19 protein-coding genes are annotated in these 25,420 nt (G+C 32.5%); 15 read left to right on the forward strand and 4 right to left on the reverse strand.

Features of this window, described 5'->3' with window-relative positions; genetic code table 11:
* The first annotated feature begins 72 nt into the window (after window positions 1-72).
* Both ACH2CG_RS13090 and ACH2CG_RS13095 read left to right on the forward strand, forming a co-directional pair.
* Window positions 73-2,559, forward strand: a complete 2,487-nt coding sequence (locus ACH2CG_RS13090) for a DUF5686 family protein (RefSeq protein ID WP_395065906.1) — start codon at window positions 73-75, stop codon at window positions 2,557-2,559.
* A gap of 144 nt (window positions 2,560-2,703) precedes the next feature.
* Window positions 2,704-3,321 (forward strand): DNA-3-methyladenine glycosylase family protein, encoded by a 618-nt coding sequence (locus ACH2CG_RS13095; protein WP_395065908.1) that lies wholly within the window; start codon window positions 2,704-2,706, stop codon window positions 3,319-3,321.
* 14 nt (window positions 3,322-3,335) lie between these two features.
* Here ACH2CG_RS13095 and ACH2CG_RS13100 read toward each other — a convergent pair whose 3' ends face one another.
* On the reverse strand, window positions 3,336-3,776 hold the full coding sequence (locus tag ACH2CG_RS13100; RefSeq protein ID WP_395065910.1) for a DoxX family protein: 441 nt from the start codon (window positions 3,774-3,776) through the stop codon (window positions 3,336-3,338).
* 158 nt (window positions 3,777-3,934) lie between these two features.
* Between ACH2CG_RS13100 and ACH2CG_RS13105 the strand changes: the two genes are divergently transcribed.
* The 4 genes from ACH2CG_RS13105 to ACH2CG_RS13120 all read left to right on the forward strand — a co-directional run bounded on the left by ACH2CG_RS13105 (window position 3,935) and on the right by ACH2CG_RS13120 (window position 10,545).
* On the forward strand, window positions 3,935-6,502 hold the full coding sequence (locus ACH2CG_RS13105) for a sodium-translocating pyrophosphatase (RefSeq protein WP_395065912.1): 2,568 nt from the start codon (window positions 3,935-3,937) through the stop codon (window positions 6,500-6,502).
* A gap of 96 nt (window positions 6,503-6,598) precedes the next feature.
* Window positions 6,599-8,869: a family 20 glycosylhydrolase gene (locus ACH2CG_RS13110; RefSeq protein WP_395065914.1), complete on the forward strand. Its 2,271-nt coding sequence runs from the start codon at window positions 6,599-6,601 to the stop codon at window positions 8,867-8,869.
* Window positions 8,870-8,878: 9 nt separating this feature from the next.
* Window positions 8,879-9,874, forward strand: a complete 996-nt coding sequence (locus ACH2CG_RS13115; RefSeq protein WP_395065916.1) for an isoaspartyl peptidase/L-asparaginase family protein — start codon at window positions 8,879-8,881, stop codon at window positions 9,872-9,874.
* A complete protein-coding gene (locus ACH2CG_RS13120) occupies window positions 9,874-10,545 on the forward strand; it encodes a copper homeostasis protein CutC (RefSeq protein ID WP_395065918.1) in 672 nt (223 codons plus the stop codon). Before ACH2CG_RS13115 ends, ACH2CG_RS13120 begins: the two co-directional genes overlap by 1 nt.
* Before the next feature lie 60 nt (window positions 10,546-10,605).
* Here the strand turns inward: ACH2CG_RS13120 and ACH2CG_RS13125 are convergent, their stop codons facing one another.
* A complete protein-coding gene (locus tag ACH2CG_RS13125) occupies window positions 10,606-11,220 on the reverse strand; it encodes a deoxynucleoside kinase (protein ID WP_395065920.1) in 615 nt (204 codons plus the stop codon).
* Window positions 11,220-12,029 carry a hypothetical protein gene (locus tag ACH2CG_RS13130; protein WP_395065922.1) on the reverse strand — a complete coding sequence of 270 codons (810 nt, stop codon included), beginning with the start codon at window positions 12,027-12,029 and terminating at the stop codon, window positions 11,220-11,222. Before ACH2CG_RS13130 ends, ACH2CG_RS13125 begins: the two co-directional genes overlap by 1 nt.
* Window positions 12,030-12,141: 112 nt before the next feature.
* Between ACH2CG_RS13130 and ACH2CG_RS13135 the strand changes: the two genes are divergently transcribed.
* Entirely contained in the window at window positions 12,142-13,050 is a 909-nt protein-coding gene (locus ACH2CG_RS13135; protein ID WP_395065924.1) for a GLPGLI family protein, read from the forward strand.
* Between the two features lie 100 nt (window positions 13,051-13,150).
* A complete protein-coding gene (locus ACH2CG_RS13140; RefSeq protein ID WP_395065926.1) occupies window positions 13,151-15,859 on the forward strand; it encodes a carboxypeptidase-like regulatory domain-containing protein in 2,709 nt (902 codons plus the stop codon).
* 73 nt (window positions 15,860-15,932) lie between these two features.
* Here the strand turns inward: ACH2CG_RS13140 and metK are convergent, their stop codons facing one another.
* Window positions 15,933-17,183 (reverse strand): methionine adenosyltransferase, encoded by a 1,251-nt coding sequence (metK, locus tag ACH2CG_RS13145; protein WP_395065928.1) that lies wholly within the window; start codon window positions 17,181-17,183, stop codon window positions 15,933-15,935.
* A 539-nt stretch (window positions 17,184-17,722) separates the two neighbouring features.
* On the opposite strand from metK, the gene ACH2CG_RS13150 reads away from it, so the two are divergent.
* The 7 genes from ACH2CG_RS13150 (at window position 17,723) to cysK (ending at window position 25,420) form a co-directional block, all read left to right on the forward strand.
* Window positions 17,723-18,874 (forward strand): trans-sulfuration enzyme family protein, encoded by a 1,152-nt coding sequence (locus tag ACH2CG_RS13150; RefSeq protein ID WP_395065930.1) that lies wholly within the window; start codon window positions 17,723-17,725, stop codon window positions 18,872-18,874.
* A gap of 2 nt (window positions 18,875-18,876) precedes the next feature.
* Entirely contained in the window at window positions 18,877-20,376 is a 1,500-nt protein-coding gene (locus tag ACH2CG_RS13155; RefSeq protein WP_395065932.1) for a PLP-dependent transferase, read from the forward strand.
* Window positions 20,377-20,767: 391 nt separating this feature from the next.
* Window positions 20,768-21,466, forward strand: coding sequence for a phosphoadenylyl-sulfate reductase (locus ACH2CG_RS13160; RefSeq protein WP_395065934.1), 699 nt, complete (start codon window positions 20,768-20,770; stop codon window positions 21,464-21,466).
* 16 nt (window positions 21,467-21,482) lie between these two features.
* On the forward strand, window positions 21,483-22,388 hold the full coding sequence (gene cysD / locus ACH2CG_RS13165) for a sulfate adenylyltransferase subunit CysD (protein WP_395065936.1): 906 nt from the start codon (window positions 21,483-21,485) through the stop codon (window positions 22,386-22,388).
* Between the two features lie 24 nt (window positions 22,389-22,412).
* Complete coding sequence (locus ACH2CG_RS13170) at window positions 22,413-23,651, forward strand: sulfate adenylyltransferase subunit 1 (protein ID WP_395065938.1); 1,239 nt, start codon at window positions 22,413-22,415, stop codon at window positions 23,649-23,651.
* Window positions 23,652-23,659: 8 nt separating this feature from the next.
* Entirely contained in the window at window positions 23,660-24,487 is an 828-nt protein-coding gene (epsC, locus tag ACH2CG_RS13175) for a serine O-acetyltransferase EpsC (protein WP_395065940.1), read from the forward strand.
* Between the two features lie 21 nt (window positions 24,488-24,508).
* Window positions 24,509-25,420 carry a cysteine synthase A gene (cysK, locus tag ACH2CG_RS13180; RefSeq protein ID WP_395065942.1) on the forward strand — a complete coding sequence of 304 codons (912 nt, stop codon included), beginning with the start codon at window positions 24,509-24,511 and terminating at the stop codon, window positions 25,418-25,420.

Raw genomic sequence — 25,420 nt, forward strand, 5'->3', positions numbered from 1 at the left:
ATTATATTTGAAGCTTCATCAGAGAAAATTTGATGAAGCTTTTTTTTTACCAATTTATCAACGAATATCCTTATGTTTAAAAAACTACTTTTTCTGCCTTTATTATTGCTTGTTTTTGCACAGGCTACTTTCTCTCAAACCAAAGTTAGTGGTGTAGTTGTTGATAAAAAAAATCAACCAATTTCTTATGCAAATATAGTTTTTAAAGGTTCTAATGAAGGAACCGTAAGCGATGAAAACGGAAAGTTTTATATAGAATCAGCCAAGAATTATTCGGCTATTGTGGTAGCTTTTATGGGTTATACTACTAAAGATTTCGAATTAGATAAATCAGTTACCTACAACTTAAAATTACAACTTAACGAAGAAGAAGTACTTCAAGAAGTAGTAATTTATAACGGAAAAACATCCAAAAAAAACAATCCTGCTCTAGATATTCTTAGAAAAATTTGGGAACGAAAAAGAAAAAACGGACTTAGAATGTTTGATCAGTACCAATATGAAAAATATGAAAAGGTAGAATTTGATTTAAACACTATCGATAGCGCTTTCATGAAGCAAAAAATTTTTAAAGGAATGGAATTTGTTTTCAATAAAGTCGATACATCCAAAGTAACAGGAAAAACCTATTTGCCAATTTTTATCAACGAATCTATGTATGACGTTTATGGCGATAATAAATTAAAAAAAGAAAAATCTATAATAAAAGCCAATAAAAACTCAGGATTAGGTAATGGTGACGGTGTAAATACATTTATAAAAGATTTATATAACGATTACAATATCTATAATAATCACCTTACTTTTTTTGATAAAAGTTTTACAAGCCCATTATCTACAACAGGAATTGACGTTTATAATTATGTACTTAGAGACAGCTCTTTTATAGACAATAAATGGTGTTATAATATTGTTTTTTATCCAAGACGAAAAAACGAATTAACATTTAAAGGAGATTTTTGGGTTAATGACTCCACATATGCTATCAAGACTATCAACATGGCAGTTTCTAAAAGTGCCAATATCAACTGGGTTAAAGATATTTACATCGAGCAAGAATTTGATGTAGTAAACGATTCTGTATTCTTGTTAACGCGCGATTATATGATGTCAGATTTTGCTTTAAACAAAAAAGAAGAATCTAAAGGCGTTTATGGAAAACGAACAACATTAGTTAGAAATCATAAATTTAACGAAATAAAACCAGACAAATTCTATAAAGAAGAAGTAAACTTTGTCGATAATGCAGTATATGCTAAAGAAGATGATTATTGGGAAAAAAATCGATTTGAAAAACTCAATAAAGACGAAATAGGCGTTTATAAAATGCTTGACACACTTAAAACAGTCAAGAAATTTAAACAAATGTACAATCTTGTCTCTATACTAGGAAGCGGATATATTCAAAAAGGACATATAGATTATGGACCAATCTTTTCAGCCTTCGGATACAATGAAGTTGAAGGAATACGACTAAGAGTAGGCGGAAGAACTTACTTTGGTCCAAATGATTTGTGGCGTTTACAAGGTTATACAGCCTACGGATTTGACGATAATAAATTTAAATATGGACTCTCTGGAAAATGGATGATCGACAAGAAAAACAGAATCATACTATCTGGAGGAAATAGAAGAGATATAGAACAAATAGGAGCAAGTTTAACTACAACCAACGATGTTTTGGGACGAAGCTTTGCCTCATCAAGTTTATTCAGCTCGGGTAGCAATGGCAAGTTAACTAATATCAATTTAACAACTGCAGCAATAGAAATTGAACCACTAAAAAATCTAATTATACAAACAGGATTTTCTTACAGAACACTCGAGTCGGCATCACCCATTTTTAGCTTAGATTATTTTTCAGACGATAGCCACACAACAACCAAAAACTCAGTAAAACAGTCAGAAGTAAACCTTCAAGTAGAATTCACACCCAAAAAGAAATCAGTAGGTTTTGGAGTAGAACGATTGAGTGTAGATAGCCCATACAGCAGGTTTTTTATTAATTATAGCCAAGGATTTAAAGGACTTCTAAACAGCGATTTCGACTACAGTAAACTCCAATTGTACTACAAGCAACCCATACTTATTGGGCCTTTAGGTAGAACAAATCTAACAATGGAATTGGGCAAAACTTACGGAAAAGTACCTCTAGGATTAATGAGCATAATACCAGGAAATCAAACCTATTTTATCATCGGAAACACCTTTAGTAACCTCAATTTTTATGAATTCGTGACAGATCAATACGCAACACTTCAATGGGAACACAATTTTCAAGGAAGATTGCTATCTCGAATTCCAATAATGAAAAAATTAAATTGGAGAGAAATAATAGGCGCACGAACCGTTTACGGAACAATTTCCGATCAAAATATACTGCTAAACGCTTCAGGATTAGCCTATAAAGCGCCAACGACACCCTATTTTGAATACAGCGTAGGAATAGGAAATATATTTAAAGTTTTTAGAATAGACGCCAGTTGGAGAGGAAATTACAGAGACATTCCAGGAACAAATAATTTCACCATTAAAGGAGAATTTGGGTTTTATTTCTAGAAGCCATTCCAGCTATCCACTACAAGTCCTCACCATAAAAAGTGATTTTCTATACCATAAAAGAGCTTCCTTTGGTCGCTTTTTTATGCCAAGAAAAGCTACTTTTTATCGTTCCGGGCTTTTCATTTCTATCTGGGCTAAACTATGCAACAAGCAATCACACATTTAATATCTATAGACCAAACCCTAAAATTTATTCTAGATAATTTTGGAAATCCAACCATCCAAAAACGTCAAGAAGGATTTGCCTCAATGTGTCACATCATTCTAGAACAACAAGTCTCTATTGCATCTGCCAAAGCATGCTATCTAAAAATCGAAAAACATTTTGAAACAATAACACCAATAAAAATTTACAATTGCAATGATCTAGAGCTAAAAGATTGTGGCGTTTCGAGACAAAAAATAATTTATCTTAAAGATTTAGCCGCAAAAGTTATTGCCAAACAAATAGAATTCGAAACCTTCTCCTCCAAAACAGAACAACAAATTCGTGCCGAACTAATAACAATAAAAGGAGTTGGCAATTGGTCTATAGAAGTATACCTTATGTTTTGCCTACAATCTCCAGATATAATTCCGCTTGGTGATATAGCAATAAAAAACACATTAAAAGAATTATACAATTGCCAATCCCAAGAGGAAATGCAGGTTTTGTCTAACAGCTGGAAGCCCTACAGGACTTTTGCTTCCTACACAATATGGCATTATTATTTAGAAAAAAGACTCAAGATTAAGCCGAAGCAAACTAAAACTAAATAAAATTTAAATCTATATTATTTAAAAATTTTTGCGTCTAAACTGTATTTTCCTGGACCAGTAAAAAACAATCCTAGATAAATTATAAAATACACAAAGGGAGTATTAAATTCGTATCCATTGTCACCTTTATTTAAAATCGAAAAAGGAAAAATTACAAGAAAAATATAAGCCATCGTAAAAAGTAGCGGAATCAAACTCAACCTAGTAAATAAGCCAAGAACCAATAATAAACTGCAAAATAACTCTGCGAAAATAGTCAATGCCAAAGGAAAAGATCCGTTCATTCCCAAGAAGCTTACATTTTTAGCCCAAAAATCAGAATGTGACATTTCATCAAAATGAATTAATTTTTCATAACCATAAAATGCCATTAAAACTCCAATTATTAGTCTAACAAGCAATAGACCAAAGTCAGTATTGATTGGCTTAAAGGATAATAAGTTTAGTTTATTCATGTTGTTTGTCAATTTTAAATTATCTTAATTTTAGATAGATTTTGTTAATAACTATACAAAATTAGCACATTTATTTTTATAAAATCATTCAAGTTGCAGAAGTTCTTAAAATTTTGTTATTTTTGCCTCCGATAAAATTTATAATAAAAATTATATTTATGGAATCAATTATGATTTATGTGCCAATAATAATGGCAATCATTGGTTTGCTTTTTATGGCAATCAAAAGATCTTGGGTGCTAAAACAAGACGCTGGAGATGGAAAAATGAAAGAAATTTCAGATTATATCTACGAAGGTGCTTTGGCTTTCCTTAAAGCAGAATACCGTTTGTTAGCAGTTTTCGTACTTATTGCAAGTGTGGTTTTAGCTGGTATCACGTTCTTGCCAGGAGTTAAAACACATTTATTAATTGTTGTTGCATTTGTTTTTGGCGCTTTCTTTTCGGCTTTAGCTGGAAATATGGGTATGAAAATCGCAACTAAAACTAATGTAAGAACTACACAAGCCGCTCGTACTAGTTTACCACAAGCACTAAAAGTATCTTTTGGTGGTGGAACAGTAATGGGATTAGGAGTTGCTGGTTTAGCAGTTTTAGGTTTGACAGGTTTCTTTATTATATTGTACAACCTTTTCATGGGTGGTGCTTGGACGAACACAGAAGACATGACTAAGTTATTAGAAACTCTTGCTGGTTTCTCTCTTGGTGCAGAATCTATCGCTTTATTCGCAAGAGTTGGTGGTGGTATTTATACTAAAGCTGCCGATGTTGGTGCCGATTTAGTTGGAAAAGTTGAAGCTGGAATTCCAGAAGATGATCCAAGAAATCCTGCTACAATTGCAGATAACGTTGGAGATAACGTAGGTGATGTTGCTGGTATGGGTGCCGATTTATTCGGTTCTTATGTAGCAACTGTTCTTGCCGCTATGGTTCTTGGTAACTATGTTATTAAAGATATGGGCGGAATTATTGCTGATGCTTTTGGCGGAATTGGACCAATATTGTTGCCAATGTCAATCGCAGGTTTCGGAATTCTATTCTCTATCATAGGAACAATGTTAGTGAAAATAACTAGCGATGATGCTAAAGAAGCTCAAGTTCAAAAAGCATTAAATATCGGAAACTGGGTTTCTATTTTATTAACCGCTGTTGCTTGTTTCTTCTTGGTTAAATGGATGTTGCCTGCAACAATGAAGATGACTTTCTTTGGTGAAGGTTTAAAAGATATTTCTTCAATGAGAGTTTTTTATGCTACTCTAATCGGATTATTTGTTGGTGGAGCTATTTCATCAGTAACCGAATATTATACAGGTTTAGGTACAAAACCAGTTTTGGCAATTGTACAAAAATCATCTACCGGTGCAGGAACTAACGTTATTGCTGGTCTAGCTACTGGTATGATTTCTACATTCCCAACCGTTTTATTATTTGCCGGAGCAATCTGGTCAACATATGCCTTAGCAGGATTTTATGGAGTTGCTCTTGCTGCTTCTGCAATGATGGCTACTACTGCAATGCAATTAGCAATCGACGCTTTCGGACCAATTTCTGATAACGCTGGTGGAATTGCTGAAATGAGCGAATTACCTAAAGAAGTTCGTACTCGTACAGATATCTTGGATTCAGTTGGTAACACAACTGCTGCAACAGGAAAAGGTTTTGCAATCGCTTCTGCTGCTTTAACATCGTTAGCTTTATTTGCTGCCTATGTAACTTTTACAGGAATTGATGGTATCAATATCTTCAAAGCTCCAGTATTAGCAATGTTATTTGTTGGTGGAATGATTCCTGTAGTTTTCTCTGCTTTAGCAATGAACTCTGTGGGTAAAGCTGCAATGGATATGGTTTATGAAGTACGTCGTCAGTTCAAGGAAATTCCAGGTATTATGGAAGGAACCGGAAAACCAGAATATGCTAAATGTGTTGATATTTCTACAAAAGCAGCATTACGTGAAATGATGTTACCAGGAATAATGACCATTGGCTTCCCAATTGCAATTGTTCTTTTAGGAAAATTAGTTTATGGTGATAACAATATGTTAATCGCAGAAATGTTAGGTGGTTATATGGCTGGAGTTACTGTTTCTGGTGTGCTTTGGGCTGTGTTTCAAAACAACGCTGGTGGTGCTTGGGATAATGCTAAAAAATCATTCGAAGCTGGAGTTATGATTAATGGTGAAATGACTTTCAAAGGTTCTGATGCGCATAAAGCGGCTGTAACTGGAGATACTGTTGGAGATCCGTTTAAAGATACTTCTGGACCATCTATGAATATCTTAATAAAATTAACTTGTTTAATTGGATTAGTAATTGCTCCAATATTAGGAAGCGGTAACCATTCCGATGTTGCTGATAAAGCCGCTTGTTGTGCAACGGATGCTAAAACTGAAAATTCAGCTGTAACATCTAAATGTGATATGTCTAAAATGGCAACAATGACCAAAGACGAATGTGCAGCAATGTGCGACGAAAAAGGTTGTAATGCTGAAGAAAAAGCAGAATGTATGTCTCACTATGATGCCAATGGAAACTTTGTAAAGAAAACATCTTGCGTAGATATGACAGCAAGTTCAAAAACATTGACTAAAGATGTTAGAGTTGAAATTACAAACACCGATGGAAAAGCTAAAGCTACTGTTACAACTAATGTTAATGGTACTTCTGCTACTCAAACTTTTGAAGGTACAGAAGCTGAAGTAAAAGCTAAAATTGATGCTTTGAAATAATTTTTCAAATAAATAATACCAAAATGCCTCGCGAAAGTGAGGCATTTTTTTTTGACTTTTTTTATGTAAATTTAGCCATTGATAAATACCAAATTCATGTCTAAAAAAGCTACAGCATTTTTATTGCTAATTTTCAATATCGGATTTTCACAAACCCAATTGCCTTTAATTCCTTATCCCAATTCGGTGCAAATAGAAAAAGGTTCTTTTGTGATAACTAAAGAAACCGTTATACAAGCCGATGAAAAAACATTCGAAGCCAATTATCTTAAAGCACAAATTAAAGAAATAACAGGATTGGACTTGACAATTCTACCAGACACTAATGCCAATTCTAAGATTGCACTAAGTTTTGTAGTTGAATCGATTGTAATTAGTGATAGTAAGCAATACCATCTTGATGTTTCAAATAAAAAAGCAATCATTCAAGCAGAATCCGACGAAGGTTTTTTCTACGGAATTCAAACATTTTTACAATTATTACCATCCGATTTAAAAACTCAAATTAAAGTTCCTTGTTTAAAAATTGATGACGAACCTAAATTCGCTTGGCGCGGCATGCATCTTGATTGCGCTAGACATTTCTTTCCAAAAGAATTCATCAAAAAGTATATTGATTATCTGGCTATGTATAAAATGAATACTTTTCATTGGCACTTAACAGACGATCAAGGTTGGCGTATAGAAATTAAAAAATATCCAAAACTTACCCAAATTGGAGCTTGGAGAAAAGGATCAATGGTTGGTCATTACAGAGAACAAAAGTTTGATGACATACGCTATGGCGGATTCTATACCCAAGAAGAAATAAAAGAAATTGTAGCCTACGCAACAAAGCGTCACATTACAATAATTCCAGAAATAGAAATGCCAGGACATGCCGTTGCTGCTTTGGCTTCTTATCCAGAATATTCTTGTACAGGCGGACCATTTGAAGTAGCTTTAAAATGGGGTGTTTTAGATGATGTTTTTTGTCCAAAAGAGGAAACATTTACTTTTCTTGAAAATATTTTAACTGAAGTAATGGCTTTATTTCCTTCGCAATACATTCACGTTGGTGGCGACGAATGTCCAAAGACACGATGGAAAAAATGTCCTAATTGTCAAGCTCTAATAAAAAAAGAAGGACTAAAAGACGAACACGAATTACAAAGTTATTTCATTCAAAGGATTGAAAAATTCGTCAACAGTAAAGGAAGAAAAATAATTGGTTGGGATGAAATTCTTGAAGGTGGTTTGGCTCCAAATGCAGCTGTAATGAGTTGGCGTGGAACCAAAGGTGGCATTGAAGCTGCCAAACAAAAACATTTTGTTGTGATGACACCAAGTTCTTATTGCTATTTTGACCATTATCAAGGCGAACCCAAAAATGAACCTTTGGCAATTGGCGGATTTACAACAGTAGAAAAAGTATACAGTTTTAATCCAATTCCAAAAGAGTTAACGGCAGAGGAATCAAGATATATTTTAGGTGCGCAAGGTAACGTTTGGACAGAATATATTAATGATGAGAAAAAAGTAGAATACATGATTTTTCCTAGAATGTTAGCACTTTCTGAAGTGCTTTGGGGAACATCAAACCCAGAAAAATATAAAGATTTTCAAGATAGAATGATACAGCAGCTTTTGGCTTTTGATAAAAAAGGAATCAATTATAGCAAAGCTTTTTTCGAAATCACATCCAAAGTAAATCAGTCTGAAGTTGATAATAGTTTGTTGTTTTCTTTAAAATCGTCTAAAAATAATGACGGAATCCGATTTACAACTGACGGCTCATTACCCGATTGGAATGCTGCTACTTATCAAAATCCTATTAAAATCACTAAAAGTCAAACAATAAAAGCAGCTTATTTTGAAGACAAGCAGCAGAAAAGTGCTTTAATTGAGCAATCATTTTTTGTAAATAAAGCAACAGGAAAAAAAACAACATTGGTCAATCCAGTAAGCGAAAGTTATCCAGCCAGTGGTGCTTTTACTTTGGTAGATGGAATAATTGGCGATCGTCAAAAATTTGGTAGAGATTGGTTAGGATTCTCAGGAAAAGATTTAATAGCAACCATCGATTTTGGAAAAACAGAAGAAATAAATAAACTCATAATTAGCTTTTTAGAAAATGAAGGAAGTTGGATTTATTTCCCAAAGAATATTGAAATTTTAGTTTCTAATGATGGAATTAATTTTGAAAGCGCTAAACAAGTTTCATCGGAAGAAATAGTTCAAATGAAAGGTGAAGTAACAGTAAATAATATTTCTAAAAAAGCAAAATTCGTAAAGGTAATAGCAACTAATTTCGGAAGAATTCCAGATGGAAATCCAGGCGCAGGTTCTAACGCATGGTTATTTGTAGATGAAATTGGAGTTGAATAAATAGAAAATATGGCAAATCGCAGAAATTTTATAAAAACCGCAACTGTTGGTTCTATAGCACTAGCATTAAATTCTTTTAAATCTCAAGAAGAAGAAAATTCTATTGTTTTTGATGGAAAAGTAAACAAACCAATTGTACTTTCAACTTGGAATTTTGGAGTAAAAGCTAATGGTGCAGCATGGGAAATTCTAAAAAATAACGGACGCGCTTTAGATGCGGTTGAAGCTGGTGTGAAAATTCCAGAAGGTGATCCAACAGAACGAAGCGTAGGCTATGGCGGACGACCAGATAGAGACGGAAGAGTGACTCTGGATGCTTGCATTATGGATGAGTTTTCCAATATTGGTTCAGTAGCTTGTCTAGAATATATTAAGCATCCTATTTCTGTAGCAAGAGCCGTTATGGAAAAAACGCAGCATGTAATGTTGGTTGGTGATGGTGCGCTACAATTTGCGCTTTCGCAAGGTTTTACCAAAGAAAATTTATTGGTAGAAGCCTCAGAAAAAGAGTGGAAAGAATGGCTCAAAACCAGTCAATACAAACCAATTGCCAACATCGAAAATCATGACACTATAGGAATGATTGCCTTGGATAGTGCCGGAAATTTATCTGGAGCATGCACCACAAGCGGAATGGCATATAAAATGCACGGACGCGTAGGAGATTCACCAATTATTGGAGCAGGATTGTATGTTGATAACGAAATTGGTGCAGCAACTGCAACCGGTCATGGCGAAGAAGTAATTAGAATTGCTGGCTGTCATTTGGTTGTTGAGCTAATGCGTCAAGGAAAATCACCTCAAAAAGCTTGTGAAGAAGCTGTTTCCAGAATTGTGAAATTGACTAAAAACAGAAATAAAAATCTTAAAGATATTCAAGTCGGATTTATTGCTTTAAATAAAAAAGGTGAATATGGTGCCTATTGCATCCAAGGCGGCTTCAATTATGCAGTAAACGATGCTTCTGGAAATAAATTAGTTGACGCAAATTATTTTTTGAAATAATGAACAAACTCGAAATCGCTTGCTTCAATTTAGAATCAGCAATAGTTGCTCAAGAAAATGGAGCTGACAGAATAGAACTTTGTGACGAAATCGCAGTTGGAGGAACAACTCCAAAAGCATTAGACATAATTAATACAAGAAAATTAGTTGCTATAGATTTATACCTAATGATTCGTCCAAGAGGAGGAAATTTTGTTTATTCAGACGAAGAGTTTTCTCAAATGAAATTGGATATTCTACATAGTAAATCATTGAAAGTAAATGGTTTTGTTTTTGGTATTTTAAATCAAAATAATGAAATTGATGTTGAAAGAAATACAGAATTAGTAGCTTTAGCCAAACCATTTCCATGTACTTTTCATCGTGCTTTTGATGAGGTTTCTGATGCTCTTAAATCATTAGAAGAAATCATTGAATGTGGTTTTCAAACTATTTTAACTTCGGGTCAAGCCCAAAATGCTGTTGAAGGAATTAATCAGTTAACTGAATTGGTTGAAAAAGCTGGCAATAGAATAGTTATAATGCCTGGTGGCGGAATGCGATCTGATAATATTGATTTAATCAATCAAGAAACTAAAGCCAATTGGTTTCATTCGTCTGCAATTATTGATGATTCTGATCTTGCAGATGGATTAGAAATTCAATTGTTAAAATTGATATTAAATAAATAAGGTTGCCATTTCTGACAACCTTGATTTGCTAAAGCGTGTGCTTTTTTTTACTTCTAATATTTAAAACAGTCCATTTATTTCGGCATCAATTCTATTGATAATCATTCCTAAATCTTCTGGATTATTTACAAAATCTATATTATCAACATCAATAATTAATAGTTTTCCTTTGTCATAAGTTGTAATCCATGCTTCGTAACGCTCGTTTAATCGGCTTAGATAATCAATAGATATTGAATTTTCATATTCGCGACCACGTTTGTGAATTTGCCCAACTAAATTTGGAATTGAACTTCTTAAGTAAATCAATAAATCTGGTGCTTCTACCAAACTTTCCATCAATTCAAACAGCGATTTGTAGTTTTCAAAATCACGATTGGTCATCAATCCCATGGCGTGAAGATTGGGTGCAAATATGTGTGCATCTTCATAAATCGTTCTGTCTTGAATGATTTTTTTACCGCTTTCGCGAATTTGTAGCACTTGACGAAAACGACTGTTCAAGAAATAAATCTGTAAGTTAAACGACCAGCGTTCCATTTGATGGTAAAAATCATCCAAATATGGATTGTCAACTACATCTTCAAAATGGGGTTCCCATTTAAAATGTTTTGCTAAAAAACGTGTTAAGGTTGTCTTTCCTGCGCCTATATTTCCTGCTACTGCTATGTGCATTATGGTAGTATGATTTTATAATTTGTAATTCCTTTGTCGGTAAAAATAGATAAAATTTGGTCTTTGTAATAAATTTTTTTAAACGATTTCTCAACAATTTCAATTTGATAGCGTTTATCAATGTTTCGGTCTCTCAGGTATAGTTTTTCCTTATCTATAAATAAAACTTTATTTTCAGGTAAAAGTTGTAAGTTGGTGGCATTTTCTACTTTGCCATTTTGAAAAATTCTACCATAAATAGTGCAAATATTCCACTGATTTTGCTTGTCAATCCATTGAAAATAATTAAAATCGGTTTGATAATAACTAATTCCGTCTCGTATTGGCATTCCCAAATTTTGATACGTTGCAGTGTTTAAATCGTACAATCCTATTTGCTGATTTAAAGTGTTAAAAACCCAAAGTTTATTTTGTCCAGAAATTCCAATTGCAGATGCTACAACTGGAGTTTCTAATGAGGAAAAATCTACTTTTTGAATTTCATTTAGTTGATTGTCAAGAACAATAACCGAATTAAATCCTTCGTAAAAAACAATTACTTTTAACGGATTTAAAATATCAACTTTGGTTATTTTTCCCAAAGAGAGATTTTGATATTGAACACTAGAGGTTCCTGCTTTTTTATAAATTACATTGTTTTTTGTGTAAAAATAATTTCCAAAACCATCATAGCCAATAAAGGCATCCGCTTCAATAGAAATGGAATCAATTTTAGTAAGTTTTAGTTTGTCGTTTTGAGAAAAACTAAAATTTGAAGCTAAAAAAACCAATAGGTATAAAATATATTTCATCGTGATGCTAAAGTACATTAAACTATTTAAATTTATCAAAGTCAAACTTAAATATTTAACAATTCTTTGGTAACAAAAGACATATTCAATCGTCATATTTGTTACTTCAAAAAAGATAAAGCAATTTAAAATGAAAAAAATAACGATCACTTTGGTTCTTTTATTAGCATTTATTTCTTCTAATGCTCAAAAAGACTTTCAAGGAATGGCTGTGTACGAATCTAAAACCAGTACTTCCGAATTTAAATCAAGAATGTCTGGTAACAAAGATTTTACTCCAGAGATGCAAAAAATGATGGAAGAACGAATGAAGAAAATGTTCGAAAAAACATTTATTTTAAGTTTTGATAAACAAGCTTCTATCTACAAGGAAGAAGAAAAATTAGATGCTCCAGGGCAAAGTGGTGGCGGAATGCGAATGATGTCGTCTATGATGGGTGGCGGAGGAACGTATTATAAAAACGTAAAAGAAAAAGCCTATACTGTAGATAAAGAATTTATGGGAAAAGAGTTTTTAATAAAAGATTCTTTAAAGGTTTACAACTGGAAAATGGAAGGTGAAACGCGCCAAATAGGTGGTTATACTTGTTACAAAGCAACCACTGTAATTCCTGCAAGTAAAACAGACTTTAGAAACTTCAGACCTAAAAAAGAAGAAGAAGTAAAGAAAGACGAAACTAAAAAAGAGGATGCTAAAGCTGAAGAAGGAAAAGAAAAGAAAACCAATTTCATGGACGAATTTGATATGCCAAAAGAAATAACCGTAACGGCTTGGTACACTCCAGAAATTCCTGTAAATCAAGGTCCAGAAGGATATTGGGGTTTGCCAGGATTGATACTAGAAGTTAATGATGGAAAAACTATTACTTTATGTTCTAAAGTAGTTTTGAATCCAAAAGATAAAGCTGAAATAAAAGCACCTTCTGCCGGAAAAGTAATCACTCAAAAAGAGTATGATGAAACTATTACTAAAAAAATGGAAGAATTTAGACAAATGAATCAAGGGCAAGGCGGACGAGGAATGCGTTTTGGTGGATAATAAATTGAAATTCAAGAAAAAAACATAATGAAGAATCTCTGCTAAAGTTGAGATTCTTCTTTTTTTAAAATCCTATCATTATTATCATATTTCTACAATCATGAAAAAAATTACATTACTTTTTTTACTATTACTAACTACAGTTTCTTTTTCTCAAAACATAAGATTTGAAGGAATTATTCTTGAATCTGGAAAAGCACCTTTGGAAATGGCTAACATTATGGCTGTAAACCAAGCTACGAAAGGAATGGATGCTTATGCAATAACCAACGATAAAGGACGATTTGTTTTAAACCTAAAAGCAAATTCAACTTATGTAATAAAACTGAGTTACATAGGAATGCTAAATAAAGAAATCGCTGTTGAAACAAAATCAGAAAATATAACTAGAAATATAGACATGGAACCTGGCGGAATTCAGCTTGATGGCGTTGAAATTATTCGTGAAATGCCAGTTTCTATAAAAGGCGATACCATAGTTTATAACGCCGATTCATTTAAATCTGGAACCGAAAGAAAACTAGAAGATGTTCTTAAAAAATTACCAGGAGTAGAAGTAAATGCTGATGGTGAAATAGAAGTAGAAGGTAAAAAAGTAACTAAATTGATGGTAGAAGGTAAAGACTTTTTTGATGGTGATACCAAACTTGGCGTAAAAAATATTCCTGCTGATGCTATTGATAAAATTCAAGTATTAAGAAATTATAATGAAAATTCTATACTAAAAGGAGTAGAAAATAACCAGGATAATGTGGCTATGAACATCAAATTGAAAGATGGTAAAAAGAATTTTTGGTTTGGTGACATGACAGCTGGCGGAGGGTTTGACGATAATGAAAAGTTTAATCGCTATTTAATAAACCCAAAATTGTTTTATTATAGTCCAAAATACAGTATTAATATAATTAGTAATTTTAATAATATTGGAGAGTTGCCATTGACCATTCAAGATTATTTTAAATTTACTGGTGGTTTTAAAAATATGATGGGAAAAGGTGGTTCTAGTTTTAATGTGTCGTCCAATGATTTAGGAATTTCACTTTTAAGAAACAATCGGGCTAAAGAAATTGATACTAAATTTGGCGCAACCAATTTTTCGTATAATCCAACAAAATCTTGGAGTTTAAGCGGTTTTGGAATTCTTTCTTCATCAATAACAGATTTAGAAACTAAGTCGCAAACTAATATTTTGCAACCCAATTCATCACAAATTGCTTCAACAGAAAATAGAAATGAAGTAGCACACCAAAAAAATAATTTGGGTTTGTTTAAATTAAGTTCTAGTTATAAACCTAATACAAAGTTTCAGTTTGATTATGATATTTTGGCGAAATTGTCTAAACAAGATGAAGATAATTCATTACTAAGAGAAGCAATAGTAGGGAATTCTGCTTCAATAGAAAATATTTTTACCAATAAAAAACAAAATCCAACATCAGTAAATCAGAATTTAAGTTTGTATTATACGCATAATGATAAAAATATCTTCGCCTTTGAAATGCAACATTTATTTCAAGAAGAAGATCCATTTTATAATGCCAATTTACAATCGCAGCCTTTCAACTTATCGGGCTATACAACTGGACAAAACAGAAATAATATCAATCAAAACCGTTTTGTGAAGACCAATAAAATGGATGCAAAATTTGATTATTACTATATGATTACTCCCAAAAGTAATATCAATTTAACTTTTGGAAATACATATTCGCATCAAAATTTTGATTCTTCTATTTATCAAATTTTAGACAACGGAAATACTAATAATCTTACCAATGCTCAAAATATAAATGATGTAAATTACAATTTTAATGATGCTTTTTTAGGATTGCATTATAAAATTCTTACTGGTAAATTTACTTTTACGCCGGGAGTTAGTTTTCATACGTATGATATGACAAATACGCAATTAGGAACAAATTTTAATAGAAATTTCTTTAGAGTTTTACCCGATTTTCTAGCTATTTATCAAATAAAAAAAGCAGAATCATTGACTTATAATTATGCTATTACCAATAATTTTACAGATATCAATAAATTAGCCGAAGGTTATGTTTTAAACGGATACAACAGTCTTTCTAGAGGATATAGAGCTTTAGAAAATGCTACGCAATCTACACATTCTTTGAGATATTTTAAATACAACATGTTCAATTTTGAGAATATTGCGGCTTTTGCAAGTTATACTAAAACGGTTGATGCTGTAAAATCTAGTGCTGTATTTAATGGCGTAAATCAAACATCGTTGCCTTACAATTCTAATTTTGCTGACGAAACGCTAACTGGTTATGGAAATTATGGACGTTCTTTTTTAAAAAATTATAAAGCATCAGTAAATGCCAGTTTAAATTGGTCAAAATTTAATAATATTCAAAACGGAATTCTTTCATCAAACGAAAGTTTTACCCAAAATTATACAGTTAAAGCTTCTACAAATTACAAAAATTTGCCAAACTTAGAAGTAGGATATACGTATACAATTAATGACTATAGCGATTCTAAATTTTTTACTGACAAGCCTTTTGCTAGATTGGATTATTATTTCTTAAAAAGTTTTTCTTTTGTGTCCGAATATGAATTCTATCATTACTATAACAAAGGAAAAACAGTAGAAAATGAATATGATTTTCTCTCAGCAAGTTTAATTTATCAGAAAAAAGACAGTAAATGGGAATACAAAGTGTCGGCAACAAATATATTAAATACTACGTCATTAAATGATGATAGTTTCTCTCAATTTTCAACCCGAACTTCGCAGTATGCAGTGCAACCTAGATATGTTATTTTTAGTTTGAAGTACAATTTGTAGTAGCAAATTTCTTTAAAAAACAAAAAACCTGACTAGTTATAGTCAGGTTTTTTTATGATTTTCTTTAAGAATATTATAATCCGAAAGCTGTTTTTACTTGATCTACAAAATCTAATTTTTCCCAAGTAAACAATTCCACTTCAACAGTTTTTGTTAATCCGCCTGGAGCAGAGAAAGTTTTAGTTACCGTTTCAGTTTTTCTTCCCATGTGTCCGTATGCAGCAGTTTCGCTGTAAATTGGATTTCTTAATTTTAAACGTTGCTCAATAAAATAAGGACGCATGTCAAATATTGACTCTACTTTTTTACTGATTTCTCCATCAGTTAAATTTACTTTAGAAGTTCCATAAGTAACAACATTTATAGAAGTTGGTTTTGCAACTCCAATAGCATACGAAACTTGAACTAAAATTTCGTCGGCAACTCCAGCAGCAACCAAGTTTTTAGCAATATGTCGTGTTGCATAAGCAGCACTTCTATCTACTTTACTTGGATCTTTTCCAGAAAATGCACCACCACCATGAGCACCTTTTCCGCCATACGTGTCAACAATAATTTTTCTTCCTGTTAATCCAGTATCGCCATGTGGTCCACCAATTACAAATTTTCCAGTAGGATTGATGTGGTACGTGATTTGATCATTAAATAAATGAGCATATTGAGGATACTTTGCTTTAATTCTTGGTATCAATATCGATACTAAATCCGATTTTATTTTTGCCAGCATTGTAGCTTCTTCATCAAAATCATCATGTTGTGTAGAAATTACAATAGCATCAATTCGTTGTGGTTTATTGTCGTCAGAATATTCTAAGGTTACTTGCGATTTAGCATCAGGACGTAAGTAAGTGATTTCTGAATTTTCTCTTCTCAAATTAGCCAATTCAATTAACAAAGCATGAGATAAATCTAGGGCCAATGGCATGTAGTTTTCAGTTTCGTTAGTTGCATAACCAAACATCATTCCTTGATCGCCTGCACCTTGTTCTTCTTTACTTGCTCTGTCTACTCCTTGATTAATATCTGCCGATTGCTCATGAATTGCCGAAAGAATTCCACAAGAATTAGCTTCGAACATGTATTCGCTTTTTGTGTAACCAATTTTTCTAATTACTTCTCTAGCAATGTTTTGAACATCAAGATAAGTGTTAGATTTTACTTCACCAGCAAGAATTACTTGACCAGTAGTAACCAAAGTCTCACACGCAACTTTCGATTCAGCATCAAATGCCAAAAAATTATCAATTAATGCATCTGAAATTTGATCAGCTATTTTGTCTGGATGTCCTTCACTAACTGACTCTGACGTAAATAAATAAGCCATAATATAATTTTTTTTTAAAATTAATTTTTGTGAAGAAAAACGAAAAAATTGCAAAGGAAATACTAAAGGAGAGTTTCTGCTTTAGCATTTTTTTTATTCTGAACTCGTTTCAGAATCTCATAAAAGATTCAAGTTCGAATAGAGGTTGCAATCAGTTCAAATTTTTCCTCTTTATTTTGATTGCAAATGTATAAAGACTATTTTGAATACAAAAATCAATTCCGCTTTTTTTATTTTTTTTATGATATTTTTTATAATCTAAAATCGCTAGCCTTTGAATCAATAAGAAATTATTTTTTTAATTTTTTTTAATTTTATTTTTTTTATTCAAATTTTGTATTCACTTTTGTCAAATCAAATTATGAAAAACACAATGAATTTTACAATGAACAATATGGCAATGATGATGTGGAAATTTTCCGCAGAGGACGCTATTGTTTAATTTTAAATTTTTAAAATACATACCAATAACCTCTGCAATTGCAGAGGTTTTTTTATACCTATAACTCAAATAACAACTACAAAAACTCACACAAACAATGCAACTAGAAACATTATTAGCCAACATTACTCAGAATTCTAATCTTAAAGATAGTTATGGCGCAACGCATTTACCCATTTACAACACAGCAACTTTCGATTTAAAACGGCAATCTCCAGATGGTCAAATTTATGATTACTCAAGATCTGACAATCCAACAAGAAATGCGCTTGAAACTGTTTTTGCAAAAGCAGAAAATGGTTTTGGCTGCGTATGCACAAATACAGGAATAGCCGCAATAGCCTTGCTATTTGAAACTGTTTTAAAAAATAACGAACACGTTCTGATAGAAAAAGATTGCTATGGCGGAACGTATCGATTGCTAAATGTGATGTTAGAAAAAAATAATATCACAACTCATTATGCCGATTTTGCAAATTTAAATGAGGTCGAAAACATCTTAAAATCCAACAAAATTACTTTAGTAGTTTGTGAATCACCAACCAATCCAAGTTTGAAAATCGTTGCTATAGAAGCAATTTCTCAAGTTGCAAAAAAATATAATTCGTTACTAGCTGTAGATAATAGCATGGCAACTTTTGCATCGCAAAAACCATTAGAATTAGGCGCCGATTTCTCGGTGTTTTCAACAACAAAATTTATTTCTGGTCATGGAAGTGTAACTGCTGGCGCACTAGTTTCTAAAGATCAGTTTTGGGATGAAAAATTTAAATATTTTGCCAATGCTCAAGGTCGTGCTCAAAGTCCGTTTGATGTTTTTTTAGTGTCGTTAGGCTTACCAACATTGACTTACAGAATGAAAGCGCAAGAAGCAAGTGCATTAAAAATAGCACAATTTCTTGAAAATCATCCCGAAGTTTTAGAGGTTAAATTTCCAGGTTTGCCATCGCATCCGCAATATGAATTGGCAAAAAAACAACTTAAAATTATTCCTTCAGTTTTAACAATCGAATTGATATCTTCCGAGAAAGCTGAGAATTTTATTAAAAAAAGCACATTGTTTGGCGAAAAAGTATCGTTTGGCTCTGCCGATTCCAGACTAGAAATTCCTGCAAGAATGAGTCATGCAACCAATACCGAAGAAGATTTGGCTGCCAAAGGTCTAAGTTTCGCAACAGTAAGAATTGCAGTTGGTTTGGAAGATACAGACGATTTGATTTTAGATATTACTCAAGCATTAAATTGTTAAAGATGAGCGATTATTTTCAGCCTATTCCGTTTGGCGATTCGTTGCCGTTACAAAATCCACATGCGGTTTCGGTAAGCATGCCTTTTTTGCAAAATGTTATCGATTATGAAGAAGGAACTCAAGTTGCAATTGCCACAATGAAATCTGGTTATCCGCGATTTTTTCAGAACAAATTTGTTGAAAAACTGGTGCATTATATCCGAAATAAATACCAAATTACATCAGATAAAATTATTTTGCCAATAGTATCAATTCATGCAAAATCTATTTTAGAATATCTAGTCGAATCGCAATTTACATGTATTGAAGAAGACGAAAATGTGTTTCTGATTTTAGAAAACAATCCCGAATTTGTAAAAAAATGTAAGGATTATATCCGAAATATTGGCTTGCTAATTAGTTCTAGAAAAGCCGAAAGTTCATTGTATAAATTAGATCAAATTACAACTGTCTTTCATGAAGAAAAAGTTCTAATTTTACCTGAAAATACTATAAAAACTGTTTTGTCTAAAGCCTATTCTAATGTTTCAGAAGATTCAATTTTACTCGCAAATTCAGGTATGAATGCACTTTTTGCAGCTTATGAAACCATTGTAAATGCTAGGAAAAAGGAAGGAAGAACTACAGTAATTCAATTGGGTTGGCTTTATGTTGATACAATGGAAATCATTGAAAAGCGCTCGGATTGTCATCTTCAAATTACTATTCATAATAAAATACAACTAGAAAATTGGCTCGAAAACAATCATAGAAATGTGGCGACTTTACTAACAGAAATAACCACAAATCCGTTGGTTCAATGTGTCGATTTGCCTTGGCTTTACAATCTTTGTAAAACGTATAAAATTGTTCTAATTGTTGATGTAACTATTGCAACGCCTTTCAATGTTGAAGTTTTACCTTATTGTGATATTGCAGTAGAAAGTTTAACCAAATTTGCTTGCGGAAATGGCGATTTGCTTATGGGAACATTGGTTTTAAACGAAAAAAATAAGATCGTTCAGGCAAGTAAAAAGGAATTTCATAAATTTATAATTCCGGCATTTGAAGGAGAAATTCAACGATTAGCATTTCAGATTCAAAATTATGAAAGTCGTATGGCAAAGGTTTCTAAAAATACTAAAATCGTATATGATTATTTGAAAACGCAATCGTTTATAAAAGAAATTTATTCGGTTTTGCATCCAGATTCTGTTGATAATTTTAATAAAATAAAAAAATCTAAAGATTCATTTCCAGGCGTTTTGTCGGTAGTTTTTGATAAAGATTTAGAATTTTATTACGATAAATTACTGCTAGCAAAAGGTCCAAGTCTTGGAGCCGAATTTACAATCGCAATGCCTTATGTGTATTTGGCACATTACGAATATCTTAAAACTGAAGCTGGAAAACTAAAGTTGTTGTCTCTTGGAATTAATCCTAATATATTGCGGTTATCTATTGGAATTGAGTCAGTTGAAAGTATAATCAATGCCTTTAAAATCATTAAAAGTGCAATTTAGAAATGTTAAAATTTTGAAATAAATTGAAAATTATTTTTTTAATTCGAATTTAGTTCAGAAGTTTGCTACATCAAAAACTAATAAAATGAATTTATCTATTTGCAATATGTGTTGTAAGATGTGGAATTTTCCGCAGAGTATTTCTATTGCATAATTTTAAATTTTTAAAATATATCCAAATGAAACTTCTGCAAACTGCAGAGGTTTTTTTTTATTTAAATTCTAATTTTTAAACAAATGATTTCAACTACTAACAAAAAAATGAACTGCTGCATGTGTTGTACTAACGCATGGGATTAACATTGTTTTGACTGAAAGTGAAATTTCATAAACAATATTTTAAATCCCTTGAATTATCAAGGGATTTTTTTTTAACCATAACACACAAAAAATGAATTTAGATTTAATAAATCGATTAAATGAAATTACAGATCTTCAAGAAAGCTTGTTGGTTTTGTCTCAAAATTTTAACGAAAAAATAGTTTTTTCTACCAGTTTTGGCATTGAAGATCAGGTAATAACACAAGCGTTAGCATTTAATAACATTCAAAATATAGAAATTTTTACCTTAGATACAGGACGATTATTTCCAGAAGCATATACCGTTTGGGATAAAACAAAATTACAGTACAATACCAAAATAAAAGCCTACTATCCAGAAAATGAAGCAATAGAAAACTATGTAAACAACAACGGAATTAATGCTTTTTACAATTCTACAGAACTTAGAAAAGAATGCTGTTTTATAAGAAAAGTTGCGCCTTTAAATAGAGCTTTGCAAGGTTCTAAAGTTTGGATAACAGGTTTAAGAGCAGAACAATCGGACAACAGAAACCAGCTAAACAAAATTGAATGGGACGAGCAAAGACAATTATTTAAATTTAATCCTTTGTTGCACTGGACAACGCAAGATGTAGTTGATTATTTACAAAAAAACGGTGTTCCATATAACACGCTTCACGATCAAAATTATGTAAGTATCGGTTGCGCGCCATGTACAAGAGCGATAAAACCAAACGAAGATTTTAGAGCAGGAAGATGGTGGTGGGAAGATCAATCGAAAAAAGAATGCGGATTACATCAATCATAATTTAAAGCAATAACACATGTCAACGACAAATAATTATTTAGAACAATTAGAAAACGAAGCGATATATATTCTACGAGAAACAGCAGCTCAATTTGAAAAACCTGCATTGCTTTTCTCTGGAGGAAAAGACTCAATTGTATTGGTTCATTTGGCATTAAAAGCATTTCGTCCGGGAAAATTTCCGTTTCCTTTGGTTCATATTGATACAGGTCATAATTTTCCAGAGGCAATCGCTTTTAGAGATTATCTGGCAAATAAAATTGGCGAGAAACTTATCGTAGCTTCTGTTGAAGATAGTATTAAAAAGTACAATCTTAAGGAAACTGCTGGTAGATTTCCATCAAGAAATTCATTACAAACGTATGCACTTTTAGATGCCATTGCCGATAACGAATTTGATGCCTGCATTGGTGGCGCACGTCGTGATGAAGAAAAAGCTAGAGCTAAAGAACGTATTTTTTCGGTACGTGACGATTTTGGTCAATGGGATCCAAAACTGCAACGTCCAGAATTGTGGGATATTCTAAACGGAAAAGTGCAGAAAGGACATAATGTTCGTGTATTTCCAATAAGCAATTGGACCGAATTAGACGTTTGGAATTACATTCAAAAATACGAAATCGAATTACCGAGTTTATATTTTGCTCACAACAGAGAATGTATTGTTCACCACGATAAGTTAGTAGCAACTTCATCTTTTATTCAACCAAATCAAGAGGATAAAGTAGTGGTAGAGCAAGTTCGATACAGAACTGTTGGCGACATGACTTGTACTGCTGCTGTGCCTTCTAATGCTACTACAATTAAGGATATTATTGATGATATTATTCAAACTAGAATAAGTGAAAGAGGTCAAACAAGACTTGACGATCAACTTTCTGAAGCAGCAATGGAAGATAGAAAAAAACAAGGATACTTTTAATAGCTTTTAAAATTTTATACCAAAATGAACACATTACGATTTATAACAGCAGGAAATGTAGACGACGGAAAAAGCACTTTAATAGGTAGACTTTTATACGATTCTGACAGTATTCATACCGATCAATTGGGAATTTTAGAGAAACAAACAAAGCAAGAAGGCGTAACAATAGATTTGTCATTAATTACAGATGGACTTCGTGCCGAACGTGAGCAAGGAATTACAATTGATGTAGCATACAAATATTTTTCAACCAAAAAAAGAAAATTTATTATTGCCGATGCGCCAGGTCACGAGCAATACACTCGAAATATGATTACCGGTGCTTCCAATTCCGATTTGATAATTATTTTGGTTGATGCCCGAAAAGGTATTACCGAACAAACGAAACGTCATGCAAGTATTGGTTCGTTAATGGGAATTAAAAAAGCCATTATAGCCATTAATAAAATCGATTTGGTAAATTATTCTGAAGTTGTTTTTAATGAAATAAAAAGTGATTTTGAAGTTATCAAATCAGAATTAAATTACAATCAAATAGAATACATTCCAGTAAGTGCTTTGGTTGGCGATAATATAGTTTCACTTTCCGAAAATACTTTATGGTACAAAGGTAAAACGTTGCTCCAAACTTTAGAAACGGTTACCATTGAATCAACTATTAATTTAGATTCTCGTTTTCAAGTACAATGGGTTATCCGTCCAAAAGATGAAGAAAATCACGATTACCGCGGTTATGCCGGATTGGTTTTAAGCGGAAGTTATAAAGTTGGTGATACAGTTCTCATTTTACCATCGAAAATTGAAACTAAAATCGTGAAAATTGAAGCTAATTTAGAAACCATCGAAGTGGCTCGCGCTGGAGAAAATGTAGTGCTTCATTTTGAAAATAATGTTGACATTAGCAGAGGCGATTCGGTAGTTTTACCACATCAATTACCAACAGAATCTAATCAAATTACTACTTGGGTTTCATGGCTTGATACTGAAAATCTTCAATTGGGAAAAACCTATTTGTTGCAACATCGTTTTAAAAATGCGAGAGTAAAAATTCAGTCCATCGATAGAAAATGGAACATCAACGAATGGCAATTTACAAATTCAGATACCATCAAGTTAAACGATATTGCGCAGATAACCTTAAAAACAAATCAGCCATTGCATTACGATGCTTTCGATGTTAATTCAAAATCGGGTAACGCCATTTTAATAGACGAAACAACTTTTAATACGGTTGGTGCTTTAATGTTTTTAGAAAATTAAATAAAGTAATGAATCAAAAGAACTTTAATAGTGAAGCTTTATTTCGTAAAAATTTACAAGAAGAATATTTTTTTGTAGATAAAAAAAAAGCAGACGATTGGATTGAGAATTTGTTTTCTTGGTTGTTTTGCACAAAAGAATCAGGAGTAGATTTAGATTTATTTAAACAAACAGAAATGCAATTGTATGACGATTTGCAAATTATTTTAGCACAAGTTCAAGTTGAAGATTGCAAAGCAGTTTCCAATACTTTTTTTGAAGGTTTACTTGTAATTCATTCCAATTTAGTATCCGATCTTAAAGCAATTTTAGAGTTTGATCCAGCAGCTAAATCACGAGCCGAAGTACTACTTGCATATCCAGGATTTTTCGCAGTTTTTGTTTACAGAATAGCGCATGCAATTTGGGAATTAAACGTAACAGTTTTACCAAGATTACTTTCAGAATATGCGCACAGTAAAACCGGAATCGATATTCATCCAGCAGCAAAAATAGGCGAACGTTTTTTTATTGATCACGGAACAGGAATTGTAGTTGGTGAAACAGCCAAAATTGGAAACGATGTAAAAATTTATCAAGGTGTAACATTAGGCGCATTAAGTGTTAGCAAAGAAAAAGCGAAGCAAAAAAGACATCCAACAATTGAAGATGATGTAATAATTTATGCCAATGCAACTATTTTGGGAGGCAATACAACCATAGGAAAAGGAACCGTAATTGGTGGAAATGTTTGGATAACAGAATCCATTCCGGCACAGTCGCTAGTGTATCACAAAAGCGAGAACGTAGTAAAAACAAAAATAGAATTTACAAATAGTATCGATTTTAGCATTTAACAACACACAAATAAAAAAAATATGAAAGCAAATAACATTTTAGAAACAATTGGCAACACACCGGTCGTGAAAATCAACAAACTTTTTGGTGCAAACAAAAATGTTTTTATAAAATTAGAACGAACCAATCCTGGAAATAGTATTAAAGATAGAATTGCGTTGGCAATGATTGAAGACGCAGAATCTAAAGGATTATTAAATGAAAACAGTGTCATTATTGAACCAACTTCCGGAAATACAGGTATTGGTTTGGCACTCGTTGCAGCCGTAAAAGGATATAAAGTTATTTTGGTAATGCCCGAATCAATGAGTGTTGAACGAAGAAAATTAATGGAAATTTATGGCGCAACATTCGATTTAACACCAAGAGAAAAAGGAATGAAAGGTGCCATTGAACGTGCTGCCGAATTGGTGTCTTTAACGCCAAATTCTTGGTCGCCATCACAATTTTCAAATCCATCGAATGTCGCTATTCATGAGAAAACTACAGCTTTAGAAATTTTAGCCGATTTTCCGGATAGACTAGATTATATAATTACTGGAGTTGGAACAGGCGGACATATTTCTGGAGTTGCTTCGGTTGTGAAAGCGAAATTTCCAAATGTAAAGATAATTGCAGTTGAACCTGAATTGTCTCCTGTTTTAAGCGGTGGTTCGCCTGCGCCACATCCAATACAAGGAATTGGTGCCGGATTTATTCCTACTAATTATCATGCCAATTTAATTGATGAGGTAATTCAAGTTTCTAAAGATGATGCTTATGAATTTACTAGAAACAGCGCAAAACTTGAAGGGATTTTAGTTGGAATTTCAACTGGTGCATCTTTGGCAGCCGTAGCAAAAAAAATAGAATCGCTACCAGATGATGCTATAATTCTTACGTTTAATTACGATACAGGCGAACGTTACCTTTCAATAGAAGGTTTATTCTAA

Origin of the sequence: Flavobacterium sp., from assembly GCF_043778725.1 — a bacterium.
Lineage (GTDB): Bacteria > Bacteroidota > Bacteroidia > Flavobacteriales > Flavobacteriaceae > Flavobacterium.

Coding starts and splice junctions, on each gene's coding strand:
- ACH2CG_RS13110 (WP_395065914.1), top strand. CDS start 6,599: ATGTCTAAAAAAGCTACAGCATTTTTATTGCTAATTTTCAATATCGGA.
- ACH2CG_RS13140 (WP_395065926.1), top strand. CDS start 13,151: ATGAAAAAAATTACATTACTTTTTTTACTATTACTAACTACAGTTTCT.
- ACH2CG_RS13150 (WP_395065930.1), top strand. CDS start 17,723: ATGCAACTAGAAACATTATTAGCCAACATTACTCAGAATTCTAATCTT.
- metK (WP_395065928.1), bottom strand. CDS start 17,183: ATGGCTTATTTATTTACGTCAGAGTCAGTTAGTGAAGGACATCCAGAC.
- ACH2CG_RS13130 (WP_395065922.1), bottom strand. CDS start 12,029: ATGTACTTTAGCATCACGATGAAATATATTTTATACCTATTGGTTTTT.
- epsC (WP_395065940.1), top strand. CDS start 23,660: ATGAATCAAAAGAACTTTAATAGTGAAGCTTTATTTCGTAAAAATTTA.
- cysK (WP_395065942.1), top strand. CDS start 24,509: ATGAAAGCAAATAACATTTTAGAAACAATTGGCAACACACCGGTCGTG.
- ACH2CG_RS13105 (WP_395065912.1), top strand. CDS start 3,935: ATGGAATCAATTATGATTTATGTGCCAATAATAATGGCAATCATTGGT.
- ACH2CG_RS13135 (WP_395065924.1), top strand. CDS start 12,142: ATGAAAAAAATAACGATCACTTTGGTTCTTTTATTAGCATTTATTTCT.
- ACH2CG_RS13090 (WP_395065906.1), top strand. CDS start 73: ATGTTTAAAAAACTACTTTTTCTGCCTTTATTATTGCTTGTTTTTGCA.
- ACH2CG_RS13115 (WP_395065916.1), top strand. CDS start 8,879: ATGGCAAATCGCAGAAATTTTATAAAAACCGCAACTGTTGGTTCTATA.
- ACH2CG_RS13095 (WP_395065908.1), top strand. CDS start 2,704: ATGCAACAAGCAATCACACATTTAATATCTATAGACCAAACCCTAAAA.
- ACH2CG_RS13155 (WP_395065932.1), top strand. CDS start 18,877: ATGAGCGATTATTTTCAGCCTATTCCGTTTGGCGATTCGTTGCCGTTA.
- ACH2CG_RS13125 (WP_395065920.1), bottom strand. CDS start 11,220: ATGCACATAGCAGTAGCAGGAAATATAGGCGCAGGAAAGACAACCTTA.
- cysD (WP_395065936.1), top strand. CDS start 21,483: ATGTCAACGACAAATAATTATTTAGAACAATTAGAAAACGAAGCGATA.
- ACH2CG_RS13170 (WP_395065938.1), top strand. CDS start 22,413: ATGAACACATTACGATTTATAACAGCAGGAAATGTAGACGACGGAAAA.
- ACH2CG_RS13100 (WP_395065910.1), bottom strand. CDS start 3,776: ATGAATAAACTAAACTTATTATCCTTTAAGCCAATCAATACTGACTTT.
- ACH2CG_RS13120 (WP_395065918.1), top strand. CDS start 9,874: ATGAACAAACTCGAAATCGCTTGCTTCAATTTAGAATCAGCAATAGTT.
- ACH2CG_RS13160 (WP_395065934.1), top strand. CDS start 20,768: ATGAATTTAGATTTAATAAATCGATTAAATGAAATTACAGATCTTCAA.